Genomic DNA, 22,327 nt, shown 5'->3' with positions numbered 1-22,327 from the left:
GAGAATGTTCAAGGGATTTGGCCGGTTTGGCGGCATGGGGGCGATGGCGGCGGGCGCCTTTGCGGCGGCGGTGCTGGCGCTCGGTGCCTGGATCGGCAGCAAGCGCGGCGGGCCGGAGGATGCGGCGCCCGAAACGGTGGCCGTGCTTCCTGAACGCGATGCCACCCCTGAGGATGCCACGCTGGTGCCAAATGCGGTGCAGGGTGTCTCGGTCAGCCCTGAGGGTGATGCGGCGACAGAGCCTGAAGCAGCGCCGCAAGCGCCGGCCTTCGACGAAGTGCGCCGCGAAAGCGATGGGATGACGGTGATCGCAGGCCGCGCGGCACCCGGCAGCACCGTGGCTGTTTTAAAGGATGGCGAGGAGATCGCCACAGCCACTGCCGATGGAGCCGGAAAATTCGCGACCCTCGCCATGATCCCCCCCGATGGCAAGGGCCACGTGCTGACGCTCTTGGGGCAGGACGGTGAGGCAAAGCTTGCCTCGGAAGAGGAGATCATCCTCACACCGACCGCCGCGCCGGTGCAAATGGCGGAGGCGGATATCACGCCGGAGGAAAACCCGCTTAGGGTGATGGACGAGGTCGGAGAAGAGGGGGCTGCACAGGCAGTGGCCCCGGCGGGGGGGCCTGAAGCGATTGACGCGGTTGCGGCGGGCGAGCCAGTTGGTCCCACATCGGCGGACGACGGTGCAGGGCAAAAAGAGGTAACGACGGACACCGAGCCAACCACAGCGCAGCCGGAGCAGGCGACCCCGCTGGCCGGAACGGCGACTGCCGAGGGAGGGGGGGCTGAGGAAAGCCAGCCTGCATTTGATAGCGGTGCGGCGGCGCAAGAAGCTGACGAGGACCGAAGTCAGCCGGAGCTAGAGGAAACCGAGACGGTCGGAGACACCGCATCGACAGAGCAGGACCCGGCCACCAACGACGGGGAAGGTGGCACTCCTTCTGAGGCCACGCCGATGTCCGATACTGGCACCGTGGACACGGAACGCACTACGTCGGAGCAAGAGCGGTCCTCCGATCCGGCACCTTCCGTAGCCACGCCAATGGCTGGAACTGACACCGCCGACGACGAGAGCGCTGCGACGCCGGAGCAAGACGGTGTCGTTGTGCAGGGGGAAGATACCACCAACCCCGCACCGTCCCAAGCAACGCCGATGGCCGGAACGGGTACCGCTGACGATGGAGCTGCCGCGCCGTCAGAGCCAAACGACCCCGCTGAGCAAAGCGGTGACCTCGGCACCGAAGCCGCCCCGGCCCAAGCGATGCCAATGGCAGAAACCGGCACTGACGATGGCGACAGCGCTGCGCAAGACCCTGACGGTGAGACGCCCTCCCAAGCCGCCCCGCTGGCAGAGACGGGAACAGCAGAGACCGACGCCGACACCCCTGCGCAAACGCGACCGCTTGAGGCAGAAACCGAGGCTCCGAGCCTCGCCGAGCGCACCGCGCCAAAGCCGGACACGACCACTCCCGCGCCTGCGGAGGAACCCGACACCGCCGCTGCGCCTGCGATACCGCCCGCGCCGGCTCCGGTGTTGAAATCCACCGCCGAAGGGGTCGAACGGCTCGACACCGCGCCGCCGCAGGTGATGACCAATGTGGCGCTCGACACCATCGGCTACTCCGATCAGGGCGATGTGCAACTGGCGGGCCGCGCCCAGCCGGAGACCAGCGAAGTCCGCGTCTATCTCAACAACAACGCCGTCATCAGCCTGCCGGTCGATCAGGAGGGACGCTGGCGCGGCGATCTGCCTGATGTCGATGAGGGCGTTTATACCCTGCGCGTGGATGAGCTTTCCCGCGGCGGCGATGTGACGAGCCGGGTAGAGACCCCCTTCAAGCGCGAATCCCCCGAGGTGCTGGCCGCCGCCACCGAAGGGCTGACCGGCCCGCTTAGCGCTGTGACGGTGCAAAAAGGCGATACGCTCTGGGCAATCTCGCGCACGCGCTACGGAGATCCTCTGCTCTATGTGAAGGTTTTCGAGGCCAATAGCGCCAACATCCGCGACCCCGATCTGATCTACCCCGGACAGGTCTTCGACTTGCCCGAAGACCCGGCATCGGAGTGATCTAAGCGGCCAAAACCGGGGCGGCATTCGCAGCGCGCAGAGCGGCTGTGCGCCGCCCGGTACTGGCAACCCAAGGCCATGGGGCCTATGTAGCCTGTAATCACTTCAGGAATTCCCATGCCAGCCGATACAGACCAATCTAACGCCGCGCGGCGGCGCGACCGCAAGACGCCCAAGCCCGAACGCATCCCCACAGAGGCCGAGATGATCGACGCCGCCGAACGGCAGTCGGGCTTTCTGGTGCTGCGCAAGGTCGCGCCCTACCTCTGGCCCAAGGATATGCCATGGGTGAAACGCCGGGTGGTTCTGGCCATGCTGGCGCTGCTGGTGTCGAAGCTGATCATCGTCGCCACGCCGTTCTTCTACCGCGACGCGGTGGATGCGCTGGCGGGCGAGGGGGCGCCGATGCTGGCGCTTGGCGCGATTGGTCTGACCGTGGCTTACGGCATGGCGCGGCTGATGGGGGTGGGCTTTCAACAGGTCCGCGATGCGGTGTTCGCGCGCGTCGGGCAGCGCGCCCTACGGATGCTGGCGCTTGAGACCTTCCAGCACATCCACAAACTCTCGATGCGCTATCACATCACCCGCAAGACCGGGGGCCTCAGCCGGATCATTGAGCGGGGGGTCAAAGGTGTCGACTTTCTGCTGCGCTTCCTGCTCTTCTCCATCGGGCCGCTGATCCTTGAGCTGATCCTCGTGGGCGTGATCCTCGCCGTCCTCTTTGACGTCTGGTATCTGGCGGTCGTGGCGGTGACCATTGCGCTCTACGTCTGGTTCACCTTTGCCGTCACCGAATGGCGCGTGCGCCTGCGACGGCAGATGAACGACAGCGACACCGACGCCAACCAAAAGGCGATCGACAGTCTGCTGAACTATGAAACGGTGAAATACTTCGGCGCAGAGGGGCGTGAGGCCGCGCGCTATGACGCCGCGATGGCCGATTATGAGAACGCGGCGATCAAGACGAACTATTCGCTGGCCTTCCTGAACTTTGGCCAAGCTCTGATCATCACAGCGGGGCTCGTGGGGGTCATGGTCATGGCGGCGATGGGCGTGCAAAGCGGCGAGCTGAGCGTCGGCGACTTCGTCATGGTGAACTCCTACATGATTCAACTGACCGTGCCGCTGAACTTCCTTGGCACCGTTTACCGCGAGATCCGTCAGGCGCTTGTAGATATGGGGCAGATGTTTGGCCTGCTCGAACAACCGGCTGAGATTGACGACAAGCCGAACGCGCCGGACCTAAAGGTTACCGGTGGCCATGTGACGCTGGAAAACGTGCGCTTTGCCTATGACACCGACCGCGAAATCCTCAAAGGCATCTCGCTTGAGGCGCGCCCCGGAGAGACGGTGGCGATCGTCGGCTCGACCGGCTCGGGCAAATCCACCATCGGGCGGCTGCTGTTTCGCTTCTACGATGTCGCGGGCGGGGCGCTCAAGATCGACGGACAGGACGTGCGCGACGTGACCCAGCATTCGCTGCATATGGCGATTGGTGTGGTGCCGCAGGATACAGTGCTGTTCAACGACACCATTGGTTACAACATCGCCTATGGCCGCGATGGGGCGACGCAGGAAGAGGTCGAAGACGCCGCGCGCGCAGCACAGATCCATGATTTCATCATGGCGCTACCACAGGGCTATGAGACCACGGTGGGCGAGCGGGGCCTGAAACTGTCGGGCGGCGAGAAACAGCGCGTCGGCATCGCGCGGACCCTGCTGAAAGACCCGCCGATCCTGCTGTTGGATGAGGCCACAAGCGCGCTCGACAGCGAGACGGAGCATGAGATCCAAGATGCGCTGCGCCGCGCGGGCCAAGGGCGCACGGTGCTGACCATCGCCCACCGCCTCTCGACCATCGCCGAGGCCGACCGCATCGTCGTGTTGGAGAAGGGCGAGATCATCGAACAGGGCAGCCATGAGGTGCTGCTCGCCCAAGGTGGGCGCTATGCCCAGCTTTGGCAGCGCCAGCAGGCGGAAGAAGAGTAGACGGCGAAGCTGGCCCCGCCTTCTGTTTCGGCAGGCAGGCGGGGCATTGCCGCCGAGGGGTGCATTTGCGGGCGATCTGCTCTTGCACTGTGCGGGGCGGCGCATGATATCTACCGCCATGACCGATCTTTCGACCCCTTCGCAGACCTCGCTGCGCGCCCGCGCCGCCCGGCTGGCCGACCGCCCTTCGTTCCAGAATTTCATTCTGGGCGTGATTCTCTTTAATGCCGTGATCTTGGGGCTCGAGACCTCGGACGAGGTGATGGGGCAGGTTGGGCCGCTGATCCTGCTGCTGGACCGTATCTGTCTCGCCATTTTCGTCATCGAAATTGCGATCAAGCTTTTCGGGCGCGGGCTTGATTTCTTCAAACGCGGGTGGAGCATCTTTGACTTCGTCATCGTCGCCATCTCGCTGATCCCGGCGACACAGGGGCTCAGCGTTTTGCGCGCCCTGCGCATCCTGCGGCTCTTGCGCGTCGTCTCGGTCGCGCCCTCGCTGCGCCGCGTGGTCGAGGGGTTGGTCAACGCGCTGCCCGGGATGGGCTCGGTCTTTTTGCTGATGGGGGTGATCTTCTACATCGCCTCCGTCATGGCCACCAAACTCTTTGGCGCGGATTTCCCGCAGTGGTTCGGCACGCTGGGCCAGTCGGGCTATTCGCTGTTCCAGATCATGACGCTCGAGTCGTGGTCCATGGGCATCGTGCGCCCGGTGATGGAGGTCTATCCCTATGCCTGGATGTTCTTCGTGCCCTTTATCATGGTCACCACCTTCGCGGTGGTGAACCTTTTGGTCGGCCTGATCGTGAACTCGATGCAAGACGCGCATCATGAGGAAAGCAACGAGCAGACCAACACCTACCGCGATGAGGTCATGTCGCGGCTGACCGATCTGGAAAACCTGATCAAGGCGCAGAACACCCCGCCCAAACCCTAAAAGGCCGGGGCGGGGAGGGGGCGTTATTCCTCGCCGATCGCCTTGGCGGTGAGATTGTCCAGCGCCTTGGTCATCTTGGTGAGATATTCCGCCTCTTCGGGCAGGCCGTGGGCGGTGACCAGCGTTTCAGGCGCGGCATAGGTCACATGCACGGCCCCCTCGCCATCGGCGTAGACCAGCACCCGCATCGGCAGATCCAGCCCGGCGGTCTGGGCATCCTGCATCGCGGGGGTGCCGAGCTTTGGGTTGCCAAAGATCAAAAGCTGCGTCGGGCGCAATTCCATCTCGGCCTTTTCGGCCCCGGCGGCATGATCGATCCGGGCAAAGACCTCGGCCCCCGCCGCCTCGACCGCGCTTTCCAGTCGGTCCATCGTCGTCGGCACATCATGGGGTGAGACTTTGGCCACCAAATCCTGCGCCAAAGCGGGCATGGCCGCCATCACGACACCTGCTGCCAGTGCAATCGCTTTCATCATCGTCTCCTTTCGCTGCATTCTGCCCCTGACCTAGCGTGACGCGCCCCCGGGCCAAGCGGTCGGCGAAAAGGCGCTGCGGTTCGCTGGGTCTTGGCTTGGCCGGCCACGCGCGGTAAGAGGGGCAAAATCAGGCCGGGGGCAGGGCGCGATGAGCGATACCGACAGTTTTATTGACGAAGTGAACGAAGAGGTCCGCCGCGACCGGCTATACGGCTACCTGCGCCGCTATGGTTGGATCGCCGTGCTGGCCGTGGTGGCCATCGTTGGTGGGGCGGCGTGGAACGAATACAGCAAAGCACAGGAGCGGGCCGAGGCCGAAGCTCTGGGGGATGCGATGCTTGCCGCGCTCGAAGCGGATGCCAGCAATGCCCGCGCCGAAGCGCTCGCCCCGATCGAGGCCGATGGCCCCGGTGCCCGCGCCGTGCTGAATTTCATGCGCGCCGATGCGCTGGCCGAAGCGGGTGAGACCGATGCCGCTGTGGAGCAGCTTGATGCCGTGGCGCTCGACGGTGACCTCGCGCCGATCTACCGGGCCCTGGCGCAGTTCAAGATCGTGACCCTTCAGGGCCAATCGGTGCCCGTGGCCGAGCGGCGTCAGGCGCTCGAAGCGCTGGCCCAGCCCGGTGCCCCGCTGCGCCTGTTGGCAGAAGAGCAACTGGCCCTGATCGACATGCAAGAGGGTGAGACCGACAAGGCCGTGGCGCGCTACCAGTCCATTCTCTCCGATGCGGAAACCACCCCGGACTTGCAACAACGCGCCCTTCAGGTGATTGTGGCCTTGGGTGAAGAACCGGGTGACGAGAGTGCCGCCGCAGAGGCCGCGCTGGAGATCCCCGAAGCAACGGGTGACTGACACATATCCACCCGCCAAAAATGGCGGGGGCGTGAAGGTTGAGGAAAGACAGAAAGTGAGCAGGTCCATGACGAAGCATCGCGAAACCGAACCCGGGCAAGCGGGTCTGCGGGGTCTGGGCGTGGCGGGGGCCATCGGTGCCGCGCTGTTGCTGACGGCCTGCGCGGATGAGCAGACTTATCTGCCGGGCAAACGCGAAGACGTGCGCGCGGTGCTGCAAAACCCCGGCGTGCAAGACCCTGCCTTTGACGCCGCCACTGGCCCCGTGCCAGAGAATACCAGCCGCGCCATCGCTCTGGGCGGCACGGTGAACAACGCCAACTGGACCCATAGCATCGGTACCGCCGCGACCCGCATCAGCCATCCCGCGCTGCGCACCGCGTTACAGCCGGTCTGGAGTGCCGATATCGGCGCGGGCGACAGCCGCAAACAACGTATCACCGCCGATCCGGTGGTGGCGGGCGGGCGTGTCTTCACGCTCGACGCCGGGGCGCAGGTCACAGCGACCTCGACCTCGGGCCAAACGCTCTGGACCCGTGACCTCACCCCCGCATCCGACCGCGAAGGCCAAGCCACCGGTGGCGGCCTCGCCGTGGATGGGGAAACGCTCTATGTCTCCGTGGGTTTTGGCGTTCTGGCCGCGCTCGACGTGACGACGGGCGGCGTGCACTGGACCCAAGACCTTGACGCCACCGGTTCGGGCACGCCGACCGTCTCGGGCGATCTGGTCTATCTCACGGCGGGCGACGATACCGGCTGGGCGCTCGACAAAACCGATGGCCGCATCCAGTGGCAGACCGGCGCTGTGACCAGCCTCAGCAACGTTTTGGGCGCGCCTGCGCCCGCCGTCACCAGCGATCTGGCGATCTTTGCCTTCGGCTCAGGCGAGGTGCAGGGGCTGTTCCGCCAAGGCGGGCTTGAGCGGTGGTCGACCTCCGTTCTGGGCAAACGTCCGGGCCGCGCGCTGAGCTTTGTGGGCGATGTGACAAGTGCGCCTGTGGTCTCGAACGGGACCGTCTATGTGGGCAACCATTCGGGCCGTCTGGCCGCGCTGGATGTCAACAGCGGCGACCGCAAATGGGTCGCGCGCGACGGGGCGATCGGTCCGGTCTGGCCTGCGGGCGATTCTGTCTTTGCGGTCACGGACCTGAACGAACTGGTCCGGCTCGACGCCAGCACGGGCCGCCGCATCTGGGGCACGCCGCTGCCGAATTTCGTCAAAGATAAGCCCAAGAAGCAATCCGAAGTGGTGGCCCATTACGGCCCGATCATCGCCGGGGGGCGCGTGATCGTGGCCTCCAACGACGGGGTGCTGCGCAGCTTTGACCCCGTGAGCGGCGGGCTGACCGGCACCACCCAAATCCCCGGCGGGGCGACCACCGCCCCCGTCGTGGCGGGCGGCACGCTCTATGTCGTCTCCACCAAGGGGCAATTGCACGCTTTCCGTTAGGCCGCAAATAGGCTAAGGCGCGTGTCTGAACTGGCCCAACCGGGGCCCGGAGCCTGAATTATGTCCTTTACCCTTGCCATCGTGGGCCGTCCCAATGTCGGGAAATCCACGCTGTTCAACCGCCTTGTCGGCAAACGCCTCGCTCTGGTCGATGACCAGCCCGGCGTGACCCGCGACCTGCGCGAAGGCGCGGCCAAATTGGCCGACCTGCGCTTTACCGTGATCGACACCGCGGGGCTGGAAGAGGTCACCGACGACAGCCTGCAAGGCCGGATGCGCCGCCTGACCGAACGCGCGGTCGATATGGCTGACATCTGCCTGTTTATGATCGACGCCCGCGTCGGCGTGACGCCCTCGGATATGGTTTTTGCCGAGATCCTGCGCAAGAAATCCGCGCATGTGATTCTCGCTGGCAACAAGGGTGAGGGCAAGGCCGCCGATGCTGGCATGATCGAAGCCTATTCGCTGGGTCTGGGCGAGCCTATTCGCATGTCCGCCGAACATGGCGAGGGGCTGACCGATCTTTACACCGCGTTGATGCCGCTGGCCGATGAATATGCCGAACGCGCCACGCAGGACGCGCCTGAGACGGATGTGGATCTGCCCGAGGATGACGCCGATCTTGAGGCCGAATCCGTGCCGATGCCGACCCGCGCCAAGCCTTTGCAGGTCGCCGTGGTGGGCCGCCCCAATGCGGGCAAATCGACGCTGATCAACCAAATTCTGGGTGAGGATCGTTTGCTCACCGGGCCGGAGGCCGGGATCACCCGCGATGCGATCTCTCTGACGACCGAATGGGCCGGGCCGGATGGTGAGCCGGTGCCGATGCGCATCTTCGACACCGCGGGGATGCGCAAAAAGGCCAAGGTTCAGGAGAAGCTCGAAAAACTCAGCGTCAGCGATGGTCTGCGCGCGGTTAAGTTCGCCGAAGTGGTCGTGGTCCTGCTCGACGCCGAGATTCCGTTCGAACAGCAGGATCTGCGCATCGCCGATCTGGCCGAACGCGAAGGCCGCGCGGTGGTTGTCGCCGTGAACAAATGGGACATCGAAGAGAACCGGCAGGAGAAACTGCGCGATCTCAAAGAGAGCTTCGAGCGGCTCTTGCCGCAGTTGCGCGGTGCGCCGCTGATCACCGTGTCGGCCAAGACGGGCAGGGGCCTCGACCGCCTGCAAGCCGCGATCATGCGCGCCTATGAGGTCTGGAACCGCCGGGTGACCACCGCGCAGCTCAACCGTTGGCTCTCGGGCATGATGGAGGCGCATCCGCCCCCCGCGCCGCAGGGCAAGCGCATCAAGCTGCGCTATATGACCCAAGCCAAGACCCGCCCGCCGGGCTTCGTGGTGATGTGCAGCCACCCCGACAAGGTGCCGGACAGCTATACGCGCTATCTGGTCAACGGGTTGCGGTTGGATTTCGACATGCCCGGCACGCCGATCCGTCTGTGGATGCGCGGTCAGTCGGATGCCAACCCCTATAAGAACCGCAAGAAAGCGGCGCCGTCGAAGCTGCGCAAGCACACTGACGGTCGCCGCAAGGACTAAGCGGGCTCAGCCGCGCCGGAACGCCCTGACGGTGGGCAGCGCCACGATGACGCTGCCCCCGAGCGCCAGATAGGCGACCAAGGCCGTCTCGCCCCAATTGGTCACGACCACGCCCACCAGCCCCCAGATCACCGCGATGCCATAGGTCGGTGTCCGCCCCAGAGCGGTCTGGACGATGGTGCCGATTGCGATCGCCAGCCCGACAAAGACCACCGCCGCTGTCTGCTCTTCCAAATAGCCGTATCCTGCGGCCAGAAGCGCCAGCGACACGCAGGAAGCGGCTGAGAGCCAGCCTGCGTAGAGCCCTACCGGGGCGGCGGCCCAGAGCGGGTCTTCGACCGGGGCGAGGAACAGGGCGATGAGGGCGGTGATCAGCATGATCCAGATCAGTATCGCGGCCCAGACCGGGCTCATGGTCGCCACGGCGAGCCATGTGGTCCCCACGGCGAGCGACAGGCAGAGCGGCACGCGCATGTGATGCCACTGCCCATCCCGCGGCGCGCGCAACAGGCCATAGCCAAGGCCCGCGATCAGCCACAGGTAAATCACCCCCCAGATGGAAAAGGCATAGCCCGCAGGCTGCGCGGGCGGGTTGTCCTGCGGAATGGGGAATTGGTTCGGATCAAAGCCCGAAAAGCTGGGAACGAAAAAGGGTGAGATCGCGAAGGCGATGCTGAGCAGCAGGGCAAGCACGGCGATCAGGGTGCGGGAGGATTTGGGCAAGGTCGGCCTCGCGGGATTAGCTGTTGCGGTACAGCTAATCCTAGAGCGCCCGCGCGCCACGGCAACCCAGGGCCAGCGCCTACGCGGTCGCACCGCAAGTGCGCCCAAAATTATCTGGTACGCCCCCCGGCGGGGCGGGGCGGATCGGGCCTAGCGGTGGCTCACCCTTAGGCGAGCACACCTTCCGCCGTGAGGGTCGTCTTGCCCCCCAGATAGGGCGCAAGCGCTTCGGGCAGCTTCACAGAGCCATCCGCCTGCTGGCCATTTTCCAGCACCGCGATCAGGCAACGCCCCACGGCCAGCCCCGAGCCATTCAGCGTATGCACGAACTGCGGCTTGCCGCCGCCCTCGGGTTTGAACCGCGCGTTCATGCGCCGCGCCTGAAAATCGCCGGTGGTCGAGACCGAGGAGATCTCGCGGTAGCAATCCTGCCCCGGCACCCAGGCTTCGATGTCATAGGTCCGCCGCGCGCCGAACCCCATGTCGCCGGTGCAGAGGATCACCGTCCGGTAGGGCACGCCGAGTTTTTCGAGGATGCCCTCGGCGCAACCCACCATGCGCTGCTGTTCGGCGTCGCTCTCATCCGGGTGGGTGATCGAGACCATCTCAACCTTTTCGAACTGGTGTTGGCGCAGCATCCCGGCGGTGTCGCGGCCCGCACTTCCGGCCTCGGAACGGAAGCAGAGGGTATGGGCAGTGAGACGGATCGGCAGAGCGCTTTGCTCCAGCGTGTCGCCGCCCACCGAATAGGTCAGCGGCACTTCGGAGGTCGGCACCAGCCACCAGCCATCCGTGGTCTGATAGCTGTCCTCGCCGAATTTCGGCAGTTTGTCGGTGCCATACATCGCCTCGTCGCGCACCAGCACGGGGGAGTTTACCTCCGTCAGCCCGTTTTCATCCACATGAGTGTCGATCATGAATTGCGCCAGCGCGCGGTGCACCCGCGCCACGGCACCTTTCAGCATGACGAAACGCGCGCCCGAAGTCTTGGCGGCGGTCTCGAAATCCATGCCGGGTTTGACGCCTTTGATCTCGTAATGCTCAACCGGTTTGAAATCGAAGGCGGGCTTCTCACCCCAGTTCTTCACCTCGACATTGTCGTTCTCATCATCGCCTTGAGGCACGTCCTCGGCGGGGTTGTTGGGGATGCGGGCGAGCATGTCGGTCAGCTTCGCGTCCAACTCCTGCGCCTCGGCGTTCATCGCGGCGACTTCGGCCTTTTTGTCGCCTACCAGCGCGCGCAGGCGCTCGAACTCGGCCTCGTCACCACGGCCCTTGGCGGCGCCGACTTCCTTGCTGGCCTTGTTCTGCTCGGCCTTGGCGCTCTCGGCGGCGGCGATCTTGGCGCGGCGCGCGGCATCAAGGGACAGCACCGCCTGCGACATCGCCGCCTCGCCCCGGCGGGCAAGAGCGGCGTCAAAAGCCTCGGGATTGTCGCGGATGGCGCGGATGTCGTGCATGGGTTTGTCCTCAAGATCGGGTGAGTCGGTTTTGCTGCCTTATGCCTTAATGTGCGGTGCGGGGGTAGGGGCCGCAACCATGCGGCGATTGGCCCCGCGCGGGCGGGCAGGCGGCATCGGCTTTCCACCTTGCACCCCGCTGCCACCGCGCATAGGTTCTGGCCAAATTCTCAAGGCCCATTTTGCGGCCCAATACCCATCGAAAAGGACGACCCCCATGGAAGGCATCCAGCAATTCGTGCCGCTGATCCTGATCTTCGCGATCATGTATTTTCTGCTCATCCGCCCGCAGCAGAAGAAGGCGAAGGAACATCAGGCCATGGTGGCCGGTCTGCGTCGGGGCGATCAGGTCGTGACCCAAGGCGGCATCATCGGCAAGGTCTCCAAGGTCAAAGACGACGGTGAGCTTGAGGTGGAAATCGCCGAGGGCGTGAAAATTCGCGTGGTGCAGGCCACCATCGCCACCGTGGTCTCCAAGACCGAACCGGCGAAATAAACCCTACCCCGAGGCCGCAACCCAAAGGCGGAACTATGCTACAGATTGATCTGTGGAAGCGGATTGTCATTGTCCTGACCTGTCTGGCAGGGCTTTGGCTGGCGCTTCCCAATGCCTTTTACGCTCCTGTCGAAAAGCACAATGACGCCGTTGCGGCCATCGAGGTTCAGGGCAGCACGCCCGAACTGGAAGCGCAGCGCGCGCTTTGGCCCGAATGGATGCCCTCGGGGCTGGTCAACCTTGGCCTCGATTTGCGCGGCGGTGCGCATCTGCTGGCCGAGGTGCAACTGGCCGATGTCTATGCCTCGCGCATGGAAGCCCAATGGCCCGAGGTGCGCGACGCCCTGCGCAGCCTGACCCCGGTTCGCCGGCAAGAGGCGCCAGCGGGGGAATTGCGGGTCCGCCTGAACGATCCGTCGAAAATGGCCGAAGCGCTGCAAATTACACGTGATCTGGCCCGCCCCGTCACCACCGTGACCGGCGCAGGCGGCAGCGACATCAACGTAAGCGGGGCCGATGGCATCATCACCATCACCCTGTCGGATGCCGAAAAACAGGCGACCGACGAACGCACCATGCAGCAGAGCCTCGAAATCGTGCGCCGCCGCATTGACGAAGTCGGCACCCGTGAGCCGACGATCCAGCGTCAGGGGGCGGACCGCATCCTGATCCAAGTCCCCGGCATCGGTTCAGCGGCCGAATTGAAAGCCATCATCGGCACCACGGCGCAGCTGACCTTCAACCCGGTGGTCAACCGCGGCTCGAACGAGAACGACAACCCCGGCATCGGCAACGCCATCCTGCCCGCGGCGGATGAAGAAGGCGTCTTCTACACGATTGAGACTGCCCCCGTCGTCACCGGCGAGCAATTGGTCGACGCGCAGCCCAGCTTTGACCAGAACGGCGCGCCTGCCGTGTCTTTCCGTTTTGACACCTCTGGTGCGCGCAAGTTCGGCGATTACACGGCTGAAAACATCGGCTCGCCCTTCGCCATCGTGCTCGACAACGAAGTCATCAGCGCGCCCACCATCCAGAGCCATATTCCCGGCGGGTCGGGCATCATCACCGGGCGCTTCTCGGTCGAGGAAAGCACCAACCTTGCTGTGCTGCTGCGCGCGGGCGCCCTGCCCGCGGGGCTCAGCTTTGTCGAAGAGCGCACCATCGGCCCGGAACTGGGACAAGACAGCATCGACGCAGGCAAGATCGCGACCATGGTCGCCTTCGTCGCCGTGCTGTTATTCATGTGGGCGTCCTACGGGCTGTTCGGCTTTTTTGCCAATATCGCGCTGATCATCAACGTCGGGCTGATCTTTGGCCTTTTGAGCCTGATCGGGGCCACGTTGACGCTGCCGGGCATCGCCGGGATCGTGCTGACCGTCGGCATGGCGGTCGACGCAAATGTGCTGATCTTCGAGCGTATCCGCGAGGAGCAACGCAATGCCAAAGGCGCTGCGCGGGCGATCTCACTGGGGTATGAGCGCGCGCTCAGCGCCATTCTGGATGCCAATATCACGACTTTCATCGTGGCGGTCATCCTCTTCGCTCTCGGCTCTGGTCCGGTGCGCGGCTTTGCCGTCACGCTGGGCCTGGGCATCGTCACATCGGTTTTCACCGCCTATTTCGTCACCCGCTTGCTGGTGGTGATCTGGTTTGAACGCCGCCGTCCCAAGACAATCGAGGTTTGACATGCGACTGAAGCTGGTACCCGACAATACGAACTTCGATTTCTTCGGCTACGCCAAGATCACCTTCGGCGCCTCCGTGGTGTTGATGGTCCTGTCCCTGATTGCTTGGGGCGTGATGGGGCTGAACTTTGGCATCGACTTCCGCGGCGGCACCACGCTGCGGACCGAAAGCACCCAAGCCGTCGACGTGGGCGAATACCGCGATGCACTGGCCCCGCTGGAGCTGGGCGACGTGACCATCTCTGAGGTCTTCGACCCCGGTTTCGGCGCGGACCGCCATGTGGCGATGATCCGCGTGCAGGCCCAAGAAGGGCAGCAGGCGGCGACCACCGACACGATCGAAACCATCGAAGCGGCACTCCAAAGCGTCTCCCCCGATATCAAGTTCACCTCCGTCGAATCCGTGGGCCCCAAAGTCTCGGGCGAGCTGATCCAGACCGCTTTCCTTGCCGTGGGCGGGGCGCTGGCGGCGATCCTGATCTACATCTGGTTGCGCTTCGAATGGCAATTCTCGGTCGGCGCGGTGGTGGCGCTGTTCCACGACGTGGTGCTGACCATCGGTTTGTTCTCGCTCCTGCAGATCCGTTTCGACCTGCCGGTCGTGGCGGCGATCCTGACCATCATCGGCTATTCGATCAACGACACCGTGGTGATCTTTGACCGCCTGCGGGAGAACCTGCGCAAATACAAAAAGCGTCCTCTGCGCGATGTGATGAACCTCAGCGTGAACGAGACGCTGAGCCGTACGCTGATGACCTCGGGCACCACGCTGCTGGCACTGATCGCGCTGCTGATCTTGGGCGGCGATGTGATCCGGGCCTTCGTCTTTGCCATCACATGGGGCGTGATCGTGGGCACCTATTCTTCGGTCTATGTGGCCAAGAACGTGGTGCTCTACCTTGGCGTGAAGCGCGACTGGTCCAAGCCCGACGCGGGCGCGGGCACGCAATTCGCCAATATTGATGCCTGACCTGCTGGCGCAGGCCATCGCCACCCCCGGGGTGGCATGGCTTGCGCTGGCCGTGATCGTGGCGGGGCTGGTGCGCGGCTTTGCCGGTTTCGGTTCCGCCATGATCATCATGCCCGTCGCGGCCTCTGTCCTGTCTCCGGTCGAAGCGATTCTTTTCCTCACCGCTGCCGAGGTGATCGGCCCCCTGCCAAACCTCCCCGATGCCCTGCGCGAAGGCGCGCCGCGTGAAGTGGGGCGGCTGCTGCTCGGCGTGCTGATCGGGCTGCCGCTGGGCCTATGGGGGCTGTCGCTGATCTCACCCGAAGGGTTCGGCTGGATCGTCTCGGGCGTGGTGCTGGGCTTGCTGGTGCTGCTACTCGCGGGCTGGCGCTATCACGGGCCGCTTGGCGCGAAGCTGGTGACGGCCACCGGCGCTCTGGGTGGCTTTATGACCGGTTTCGCGGGCATCGCCGGGCCGCCGGTGATCCTGCTCTATATGGCGAGCCGCAGGCCCGCTGCGGTGATCCGGGCGAATTTCCTGCTCTATCTTCTGGGGCTCGACCTGATGCTTTTTGCCATGCTCGCGGCGACGGGGCAGGTGGTCTGGCCGGTGCTGTGGCTGGGCCTCTTGGCCGGGGTGCCGAATGTCATCGCCAATATCATCGGGGCGCGGCTATTTGACCCAAAGCGAGAGCGGCTTTTTCGCGCGGTGGCCTATATCGTCATCGCCGCATCGGCTATCCTTGGCCTGCCGCTGTGGAATATCTGAGCCTGAGAGGGACATGACATGCGATTGAACGAGATCACCTATACCGATGCCAAACCGATCGACGGCTACGGCCCCGGCTTCTTCCGCATCGATGGCGAGGTCGTGGAGGGCGCGCAGGTGATCGGCCCGGAGGGCATCACCGGCTGGGGCGGGCTGGCCGATCCCGCGCCGGTGCTGGCGCTGGCAGGCAAGGTCGACGTGGTCTTTCTCGGCACCGGGTCGGAGGTGGCGCATATCCCCGATGACCTGCGTGAGACCTTGGAAGAGGCCGGGCTGGGGGTCGAAGTCATGTCCTCCCCCGCCGCTTGCCGCACCTACAACATTCTGCTGAGCGAGGGGCGGCGCATCGCGCTGGCTCTCTTGCCGGTCTAAGGGCGGAGCGGCGCGGCCAGTGCAAGTCAGTAACCTTAGCGTCGCACGCGGCGGGGTGCCCGTGCTTTTGGGCCTGTCCTTCGCGCTGGCGGCGGGGGAGGCTTTGGTGCTGCGCGGCCCGAACGGGGCCGGGAAGACGACGCTGCTGCGCTGTATCGCCGGGCTGCAAGCGCCGCTCACAGGGCAGATTGAGGGGGCGGAGGACCGTGTCGCCTATGCCGCCCATGCGGATGGGCTGAAATCCATGCTGACCGTGCGCGAGAACCTGAGCTTTTGGGCGCAGGTCTTTGGCAACACTGACATTTCCGCAGCACTTGATGGCTATGCGTTGCGCCCTTTGGCTGACCGTTTGGCTGCGACCCTTTCCGCCGGGCAAAAGCGCCGTTTGGGCTTGGCGCGGCTCTTGGTGACGGGGCGGCCGATCTGGGTCTTGGATGAGCCGACGGTCTCGCTCGACGCGGATGCGGTGGCGCTGTTCGGTTCTGTCCTGCGCGGGCATTTGGCGTTGGGCGGATCGGCCCTCATGGCCACGCATATCGATCTGGGCGTGGAGGCGCGGATGCTCGACATCAGCGCCTACCGTGCGGCCCCCGACGCCGATCTTGGCGCAAGCGATGCGGCCTTCCTATGAAGGCGTTGCTGCTGCGAGACTTGCGTTTGGCGCTCCGGGCGGGCGGGGGCTTTGGCCTCGGCTTGGCGTTCTTCCTGATCGTGACGATGCTGGTGCCCTTCAGCGTCGGGCCAGAGGCCACGCTGCTGCGCGCGATTGCGCCCGGTGTGCTTTGGCTCGGGGCGCTTTTGGCCTGTCTTCTGTCGCTCGACCGTCTGCTGGCGCTCGACCTCGAAGACGGCTCGTTGGAGCTGCTGTTGACGGCACCGCTGCCGCTGGAAGGGGCGCTGGCGGTCAAGGCTTTGGCACATTGGCTGACGACCGGGCTGCCGCTGGTTCTGGCGGCGCCCTTTCTGGGGGTGATGCTGCAACTCGCAACGCCGGGGCATCTGTGGCTGCTGCTCTCGCTAGCGCTCGGCACGCCTGCGCTGTCGGTGATCGGCATGTTCGGCGCGGCGCTGACGGTGGGGATCAAACGCGGCGGGCTGCTGCTGTCGCTACTCGTGCTGCCGCTCTATATCCCGACCCTGATTTTCGGGGCCGAGGTTGCCCGGCGCGGGGCGGCGGGCTTGGAGGCCACGACGCCGCTTTTGATGCTGGCGGGGCTGACGCTGGCCGTGGTGGCCTTGATGCCATTTGCCGCAGCCGCCGTGCTACGGATGGGGTTGCGATGACCCGGGTAAATCGTGCATTGAGCACCACCCAACCGCGCGATAGGTAGTCTGCATGTCCCTTTGGCAATACGCAAATCCGGTCAAATTCCTTGCGCTTTCGCAGCGCGTGCAACCTGCGCTTTGGGTGCTGGCGGCGGCCTTCGTGAGCGTGGGCTTGCTTTGGGGTTTTTTCGGCACGCCTGATGACGCGCGGCAAGGCAGCACGGTCAAGATCATCTATCTGCATGTGCCCGCCGCCCTGATGGCGATCAATGCGTGGTTCATGATGCTGGTGGCCTCGCTCATCTGGTTGATCCGCCGTCACCACGTCAGCGCATTGGCGGCCAAGGCCGCGGCACCCGTGGGGCTGGTGATGACGCTGATTGCGCTTGTGACGGGGGCGATTTGGGGCCAGCCGATGTGGGGCACATGGTGGGCGTGGGATCCGCGGCTTACGTCCTTCCTGATCCTGTTCCTATTCTATCTCGGCTACATCGCGCTGTGGCAGGCGGTGGAGGATCCGGACACCGCTGCCGATCTGACGTCGGTTCTCTGCCTTGTCGGCTCCGTCTTTGCGGTGCTGTCGCGCTATGCGGTGCAGTTCTGGAACCAAGGGTTGCATCAGGGCACCTCAATCCCCGTGGCGACGGGCAACCGCAGCGTGGCGGATGTGTTTTTCTATCCTTTGGTGCTGGCGATGATCGGCTTTGGCCTGCTGTTTCTGGCGCTGGTGGTCTACCGCACGGGCACCGAAATTCGCCTGCGCCGCACGGCGGCGCTGCGGGCGCGGATGAACAGGGGGGCGTGATGCCAGAGCTTGGGAAATACGCGGCCGAGGTGCTCTCGGCCTATGCCGTATCGCTGCTGCTGCTGGCAGCGCTGATCGGCTTGACCCTCTGGCGCGGTCGCGCGGCGCGCCGGGCTTTGGAAGAGACAGAGCAGGAGGCCGGACGCCGTGGCTAAACTCTCGCCCATGATGATCGCGCCGCCGGTGATCTTTGCCGCCTTCGTCGCACTGGCCGCCGTTGGCATGTACCGCGACGATCCCGAGGGGCTGCCCTCAACGCTGGTGGGACAGCAGGCGCCTGCCATGCCCGAAGCCACGCTGCCCGGCTATCCGCAGGCCACGGATGACATGCTGCGCGCAGGGCAAGTGAGCTTGGTGAACTTCTGGGCCAGCTGGTGCCCGCCCTGCCGTGCCGAACACCCCAAACTGCTTGAGATGCAGGCCGAGGGGATGAACATCATCGGCATCAATTTCAAGGATACCGAGAAGAACGCGACCGCCTATCTCGATGACGAAGAAAGCCCCTTTGGCGGGGTCGGTTTCGACCCGCAGGGGCGTGTGGCAATCGACTGGGGCGTGACCGCCCCGCCGGAGACTTTCATCGTCGACGGGGACGGCACGGTGTTGTTCCGCTTTGCCGGGCCGCTGGTGGGCAGCGATTACGAACAGCGGTTCCTCCCGGCGCTGCGGGATGCAATCACCCGCTGATTTCGGCTGCGCGGTCGATCAGACGCCTTCGGGATCAGTGCGAATAAGGCCGCGCCCATTCCCTCAGGTGCGCGATGAACTGCGCGTTGGTTAACTGGTCCAAGCTTCCTTCGGACGCAGAGAACCCGGGCAGCGGCTCAAGCGCGATGCGCAGGCGGCGAATCTGTTCGGGATAGGGGGCGACCCGCTCGGCCAGTTCCACCATTCCTGCGGGCACCCGGCGGGCGGGGTGTTCGGCGCTGTAGTAAAGCGCGAATTGCATCGCATTGAGGTTCGACACCAGATCGGCGAGGGCGGGCATAATGATCGTGTTCATCTCATCGCTGTCCGCCGCGAACATCGACGCCTTGCTCAAAAGCCCCCGCGCTTGCGCGACGGTGGTGGTGGTCGACAGCACGAAGCTGACCGAGAGGGTCAGGATTACCATACCGTTGACCCCGACGAGCACCGACATCACCTGCCAGAAGGCGCCTTGCGTTTGCAGCGGCCCGCCCCCGAGGGTGGAAAGCAGATGGCCGACAAAGGCGGAATCGCGGATGAAACCCGCAGGCTGCGTGCTGTCAGACATCACCACCGCGTAGCGGCTGAGTTGAAACACCAAGGTCCATCCGAGAGAGACGAGCAGGATCCACGTCGCCGCGATGGCCGTCATCACCACCGGACCTGAGAGGCGATGGCGCGTATCTCCCTTTGGCATCACCTTGGAAAAGAGGAAGAAGGCTGCCCGTGCCACCCGTTCCGACAGGGGGGCCACAGGGGCCGCGCCAATCGCGGTATAGAGAAAATCCAGCAGCACGATAACAAGGATCACCGCGCCCAAAGCGCCTAGTGCGTAACCTGCTAACATTGCTGTGCCTTCCTCGAACGCGATCGTCTTATGAAGGCAACCCATGATGGGCGGGCAGGTTCCCGCGCAGCAGCGCGCGGCAACTGAAAAGGAGCGACCCGATGGGGCCGCTCCTTGACTTGTTTCGCGGTTGCGATTGGCGCTTAGGCCGATTTCGCCAAGTTGCGCAGCACGTAGTGCAGCACGCCGCCGTGCTCGATGTACTCGATCTCAATCGCGGTATCGATGCGGCACTTCAGAGTAATCTCTTTGGTGCTGCCGTCCGCCATGGTGATCTCGCAGGGCACTTCCTGCAACGGCTTGATCGTGTCCAGCCCTTCGATGGAGACGGTCTCATCCCCGGTGAGGCCCAGCGATTTGCGTGTGTCGCCGCCGGTGAACTCAAACGGGATGACGCCCATGCCGACGAGGTTGGAGCGGTGGATACGCTCAAAGCTCTCGGCGATCACGGCCTTCACACCCAGCAGAGCGGTGCCCTTCGCGGCCCAGTCACGCGAGGAGCCCGCGCCATACTGCTCACCACCGAAGATAACCAGCGGAGTGCCGTTCTCCTGATGCGCCATGGCGGCATCGAAGATCGAAGTCTGCTCGCCATCGGGGCCTTTGGTGTAGCCGCCTTCGACGCCATCCAGCATCTCGTTCTTGATGCGGATGTTGGCGAAGGTGCCGCGCATCATGACCTCGTGGTTACCACGACGCGAACCGTAGGAGTTGAACTCACGCACCGGCACCTGACGTTCGGTCAGATACTGGCCCGCAGGCGTGGTCTCCTTGAAGGAACCGGCAGGCGAGATGTGGTCGGTGGTGATCATGTCACCCAGCACCGCCAGCACTTTCGCGCCTTCGATGTTCGAGATGGTGCCCGGCTCAGGCGACATGCCTTGGAAGTAGGGCGGGTTCTGAACATAGGTCGACTGCGGCGGCCAATCGTAGGTCTTGCTGTCGGTGGTCTCGACCGCCTGCCACTTCTCGTCGCCCTTGAAGACATCGGCGTATTTCTCTTGGAAGGCTTCGCGCGTCACGGTCTGTTCGACCAGTTCGGCGACTTCCTGCGTCGAGGGCCAGATGTCTTTCAGGTAGACGTCATTGCCGTTCTTATCCTGACCCAGCGGGCTGTTGGTCAGGTCGTGGTTCATGTCACCCACCAGCGCATAGGCCACCACGAGGGGCGGGGAGGCGAGGTAGTTGGCGCGCACGTCGGGGCTGATGCGGCCCTCGAAGTTGCGGTTGCCCGAGAGCACGGAGGTGCCGATCAGGTCATAGTCGTTGATCGCCTTGCTGATCGGCGCTTCCAGCGGGCCGGAGTTGCCGATGCAGGTGGTGCAGCCGTAGCCCACGAGGTTGAAGCCGATGGCGTCCAGATCGTCTTGCAGGCCCGCGGCCTCAAGGTAATGCGACACAACCTGCGAGCCCGGTGCCAGCGATGTCTTGACCCAAGGCTTGCGCGTCAGGCCCAGCTCACGCGCCTTGCGCGCCACGAGGCCCGCGCCGATCATGACATAGGGGTTTGAGGTGTTGGTGCAGGAGGTGATCGAGGCGATCACGATGGAGCCGTCATGCAGCTGGTAATGGCCGTCGTCGGTCATCACATAGCCGCGGTTGTGGTGGCCCTCGTCACCGGGGATTTCCTGCGGCTCGGGCTGGCCGCCTTCGCCTTCCCAACGGATTTCGGAGTTCGCGGAGGTGTCTTTGCCTTCGCGGATGCCTTTGACGTATTCGGCGAAAGCGGTGTGCGCCTTGTCGAGTGCGATGTAGTCCTGCGGACGCTTGGGGCCCGAGATCGCGGGCACGATGGTGCCCATGTCGAGGCTCAGCGTGTCGGTGTAGACCGGCGCGTAATCCGCATCGCGCCACATGCCGTTTTCCTGCGCATAGGCTTTGACCAGCGCCACGCGGTCCTTGTCGCGGCCGGTGTTGGTCAGGTAGCGCAGGGTCTCGTCGTCGATCGGGAAGAAGCCACAGGTCGCGCCGTACTCAGGCGCCATGTTGGCGATGGTCGCGCGGTCCGCCAGCGGCAGGTGGTCAAGGCCGTCACCGTAGAATTCCACGAATTTGCCGACCACGCCTTTTTCGCGCAGCATCTCGACCACTTTCAGCACGAGGTCCGTGCCGGTGGTGCCTTCCATCATGCGGCCCGTCAGCTCGAAGCCCACGACCTCGGGGATCAGCATGGAGATCGGCTGGCCCAGCATCGCGGCCTCGGCCTCGATCCCGCCAACGCCCCAGCCCAGAACGGCAGCGCCGTTGACCATGGTGGTGTGGCTGTCGGTGCCGACGAGCGTGTCGGGGTAGGCCACTTCTTCGCCGTTTTGGTCCTTGTCGGTCCAGACGGTTTGGCTCAGATACTCAAGGTTTACCTGGTGGCAGATGCCGGTGCCGGGGGGCACAACGCGGAAGTTGTTAAACGCCTTTTGGCCCCACTTGAGGAAGGTGTAACGTTCGATGTTACGCTCATACTCGCGGTCCACGTTCATCTGGAAGGCGCGCGGGTTGCCAAATTCGTCGATCATGACGGAATGGTCGATCACAAGGTCGACGGGGTTCAGCGGGTTGATCTTGTCGGCATCGCCACCGAGCGCTACCAGACCGTCGCGCATCGCGGCAAGGTCGACGACCGCAGGCACGCCGGTAAAATCCTGCATCAGAACGCGCGCAGGGCGGTAGGCAATCTCACGGGGGTTCTTGCCGCCTTTGGTCGCCCATTCGGCGAAAGCCTTAATGTCATCTTGGGTGACGGTCTTGCCGTCCTCAAAACGCAGCATGTTTTCCAGAACGACTTTCAACGCCGCTGGCAATTTCGAGAAATCGCCCAAACCGGCCGCTTCGGCGGCGGGGATGGAGTAATAGGCGACGTTCTGGCTGCCAACGGAGAGGGTTTTCCGTGTCTTGGCACTGTCGTGACCGACTTGGATTGTCATGGCGGGCTCCCTTCGGGGTCTGATGGGTGGCTAGA

The 22,327-nt window shown here is 64.4% G+C and carries 21 protein-coding genes; 16 read left to right on the top strand and 5 right to left on the bottom strand.

Annotated elements, in window-relative coordinates; translation table 11 throughout:
- Positions 1-4: 4 nt before the first annotated feature.
- The 3 genes from HKX24_RS07785 (at position 5) to HKX24_RS07775 (ending at position 4,994) form a co-directional block, all read left to right on the top strand.
- Complete coding sequence (locus HKX24_RS07785) at positions 5-2,071, top strand: LysM peptidoglycan-binding domain-containing protein (protein WP_271691670.1); 2,067 nt, start codon at positions 5-7, stop codon at positions 2,069-2,071.
- Positions 2,072-2,275: 204 nt separating this feature from the next.
- Complete coding sequence (locus HKX24_RS07780) at positions 2,276-4,060, top strand: ABC transporter ATP-binding protein/permease (RefSeq protein WP_271693836.1); 1,785 nt, start codon at positions 2,276-2,278, stop codon at positions 4,058-4,060.
- A gap of 103 nt (positions 4,061-4,163) precedes the next feature.
- Positions 4,164-4,994: an ion transporter gene (locus HKX24_RS07775; protein ID WP_271691669.1), complete on the top strand. Its 831-nt coding sequence runs from the start codon at positions 4,164-4,166 to the stop codon at positions 4,992-4,994.
- A gap of 23 nt (positions 4,995-5,017) precedes the next feature.
- Here the strand turns inward: HKX24_RS07775 and HKX24_RS07770 are convergent, their stop codons facing one another.
- Complete coding sequence (locus tag HKX24_RS07770; protein WP_276153907.1) at positions 5,018-5,467, bottom strand: DUF302 domain-containing protein; 450 nt, start codon at positions 5,465-5,467, stop codon at positions 5,018-5,020.
- Between the two features lie 151 nt (positions 5,468-5,618).
- Here HKX24_RS07770 and HKX24_RS07765 point away from each other — a divergent pair, with 151 nt between their 5' ends.
- The 3 genes from HKX24_RS07765 (at position 5,619) to der (ending at position 9,315) form a co-directional block, all read left to right on the top strand.
- Positions 5,619-6,323 (top strand): tetratricopeptide repeat protein, encoded by a 705-nt coding sequence (locus HKX24_RS07765; RefSeq protein WP_271691667.1) that lies wholly within the window; start codon positions 5,619-5,621, stop codon positions 6,321-6,323.
- A 67-nt stretch (positions 6,324-6,390) separates the two neighbouring features.
- Positions 6,391-7,773, top strand: coding sequence for a PQQ-like beta-propeller repeat protein (locus HKX24_RS07760; protein WP_271691666.1), 1,383 nt, complete (start codon positions 6,391-6,393; stop codon positions 7,771-7,773).
- A gap of 60 nt (positions 7,774-7,833) precedes the next feature.
- Positions 7,834-9,315 (top strand): ribosome biogenesis GTPase Der, encoded by a 1,482-nt coding sequence (der, locus tag HKX24_RS07755; RefSeq protein ID WP_271691665.1) that lies wholly within the window; start codon positions 7,834-7,836, stop codon positions 9,313-9,315.
- A gap of 6 nt (positions 9,316-9,321) precedes the next feature.
- Here the strand turns inward: der and HKX24_RS07750 are convergent, their stop codons facing one another.
- Together HKX24_RS07750 and serS are read right to left on the bottom strand one after the other, a co-directional pair.
- The gene (locus HKX24_RS07750; RefSeq protein WP_271691664.1) at positions 9,322-10,038 is read right to left on the bottom strand and encodes a hypothetical protein; all 717 of its coding nucleotides are present in this window, start codon (positions 10,036-10,038) and stop codon (positions 9,322-9,324) included.
- A gap of 167 nt (positions 10,039-10,205) precedes the next feature.
- On the bottom strand, positions 10,206-11,498 hold the full coding sequence (gene serS, locus HKX24_RS07745) for a serine--tRNA ligase (protein WP_271691663.1): 1,293 nt from the start codon (positions 11,496-11,498) through the stop codon (positions 10,206-10,208).
- Positions 11,499-11,715: 217 nt separating this feature from the next.
- Between serS and yajC the strand changes: the two genes are divergently transcribed.
- The 10 genes from yajC to HKX24_RS07695 are packed head-to-tail and all read left to right on the top strand — an operon-like array spanning position 11,716 to position 18,527.
- Positions 11,716-11,994, top strand: a complete 279-nt coding sequence (gene yajC, locus HKX24_RS07740) for a preprotein translocase subunit YajC (protein ID WP_067627241.1) — start codon at positions 11,716-11,718, stop codon at positions 11,992-11,994.
- A 35-nt stretch (positions 11,995-12,029) separates the two neighbouring features.
- Complete coding sequence (gene secD, locus HKX24_RS07735) at positions 12,030-13,679, top strand: protein translocase subunit SecD (protein WP_271691662.1); 1,650 nt, start codon at positions 12,030-12,032, stop codon at positions 13,677-13,679.
- A 1-nt stretch (position 13,680) separates the two neighbouring features.
- Positions 13,681-14,649 (top strand): protein translocase subunit SecF, encoded by a 969-nt coding sequence (gene secF, locus HKX24_RS07730; RefSeq protein ID WP_271691661.1) that lies wholly within the window; start codon positions 13,681-13,683, stop codon positions 14,647-14,649.
- A complete protein-coding gene (locus HKX24_RS07725) occupies positions 14,642-15,397 on the top strand; it encodes a sulfite exporter TauE/SafE family protein (protein WP_271691659.1) in 756 nt (251 codons plus the stop codon). Before secF ends, HKX24_RS07725 begins: the two co-directional genes overlap by 8 nt.
- Before the next feature lie 18 nt (positions 15,398-15,415).
- Positions 15,416-15,769, top strand: a complete 354-nt coding sequence (locus HKX24_RS07720; RefSeq protein WP_067266397.1) for an Mth938-like domain-containing protein — start codon at positions 15,416-15,418, stop codon at positions 15,767-15,769.
- A gap of 19 nt (positions 15,770-15,788) precedes the next feature.
- The gene (gene ccmA / locus HKX24_RS07715) at positions 15,789-16,400 is read left to right on the top strand and encodes a heme ABC exporter ATP-binding protein CcmA (protein WP_271691658.1); all 612 of its coding nucleotides are present in this window, start codon (positions 15,789-15,791) and stop codon (positions 16,398-16,400) included.
- Positions 16,397-17,053: a heme exporter protein CcmB gene (gene ccmB, locus HKX24_RS07710; RefSeq protein ID WP_271691657.1), complete on the top strand. Its 657-nt coding sequence runs from the start codon at positions 16,397-16,399 to the stop codon at positions 17,051-17,053. Before ccmA ends, ccmB begins: the two co-directional genes overlap by 4 nt.
- Before the next feature lie 52 nt (positions 17,054-17,105).
- Positions 17,106-17,840, top strand: a complete 735-nt coding sequence (locus HKX24_RS07705) for a heme ABC transporter permease (RefSeq protein ID WP_271691656.1) — start codon at positions 17,106-17,108, stop codon at positions 17,838-17,840.
- Positions 17,840-17,995 carry a heme exporter protein CcmD gene (gene ccmD / locus HKX24_RS07700; protein ID WP_271691655.1) on the top strand — a complete coding sequence of 52 codons (156 nt, stop codon included), beginning with the start codon at positions 17,840-17,842 and terminating at the stop codon, positions 17,993-17,995. The genes HKX24_RS07705 and ccmD overlap by 1 nt, the downstream gene beginning before the upstream one ends.
- Positions 17,988-18,527, top strand: a complete 540-nt coding sequence (locus HKX24_RS07695; protein WP_271691654.1) for a DsbE family thiol:disulfide interchange protein — start codon at positions 17,988-17,990, stop codon at positions 18,525-18,527. The genes ccmD and HKX24_RS07695 overlap by 8 nt, the downstream gene beginning before the upstream one ends.
- Before the next feature lie 34 nt (positions 18,528-18,561).
- Here HKX24_RS07695 and HKX24_RS07690 read toward each other — a convergent pair whose 3' ends face one another.
- Positions 18,562-19,374, bottom strand: coding sequence for a hypothetical protein (locus HKX24_RS07690; protein WP_271691653.1), 813 nt, complete (start codon positions 19,372-19,374; stop codon positions 18,562-18,564).
- Between the two features lie 143 nt (positions 19,375-19,517).
- Positions 19,518-22,292, bottom strand: coding sequence for an aconitate hydratase AcnA (acnA, locus tag HKX24_RS07685; protein WP_271691651.1), 2,775 nt, complete (start codon positions 22,290-22,292; stop codon positions 19,518-19,520).
- Positions 22,293-22,327 lie beyond the last annotated feature (35 nt).

It is taken from the genome of Sulfitobacter sp. M85 (assembly GCF_029285915.1).
Lineage (GTDB): Bacteria > Pseudomonadota > Alphaproteobacteria > Rhodobacterales > Rhodobacteraceae > Sulfitobacter > Sulfitobacter faviae.
The sequence above is the reverse complement of the archived record's forward strand: the minus strand, read 5'-3'. Positions and strand labels throughout refer to the sequence as shown.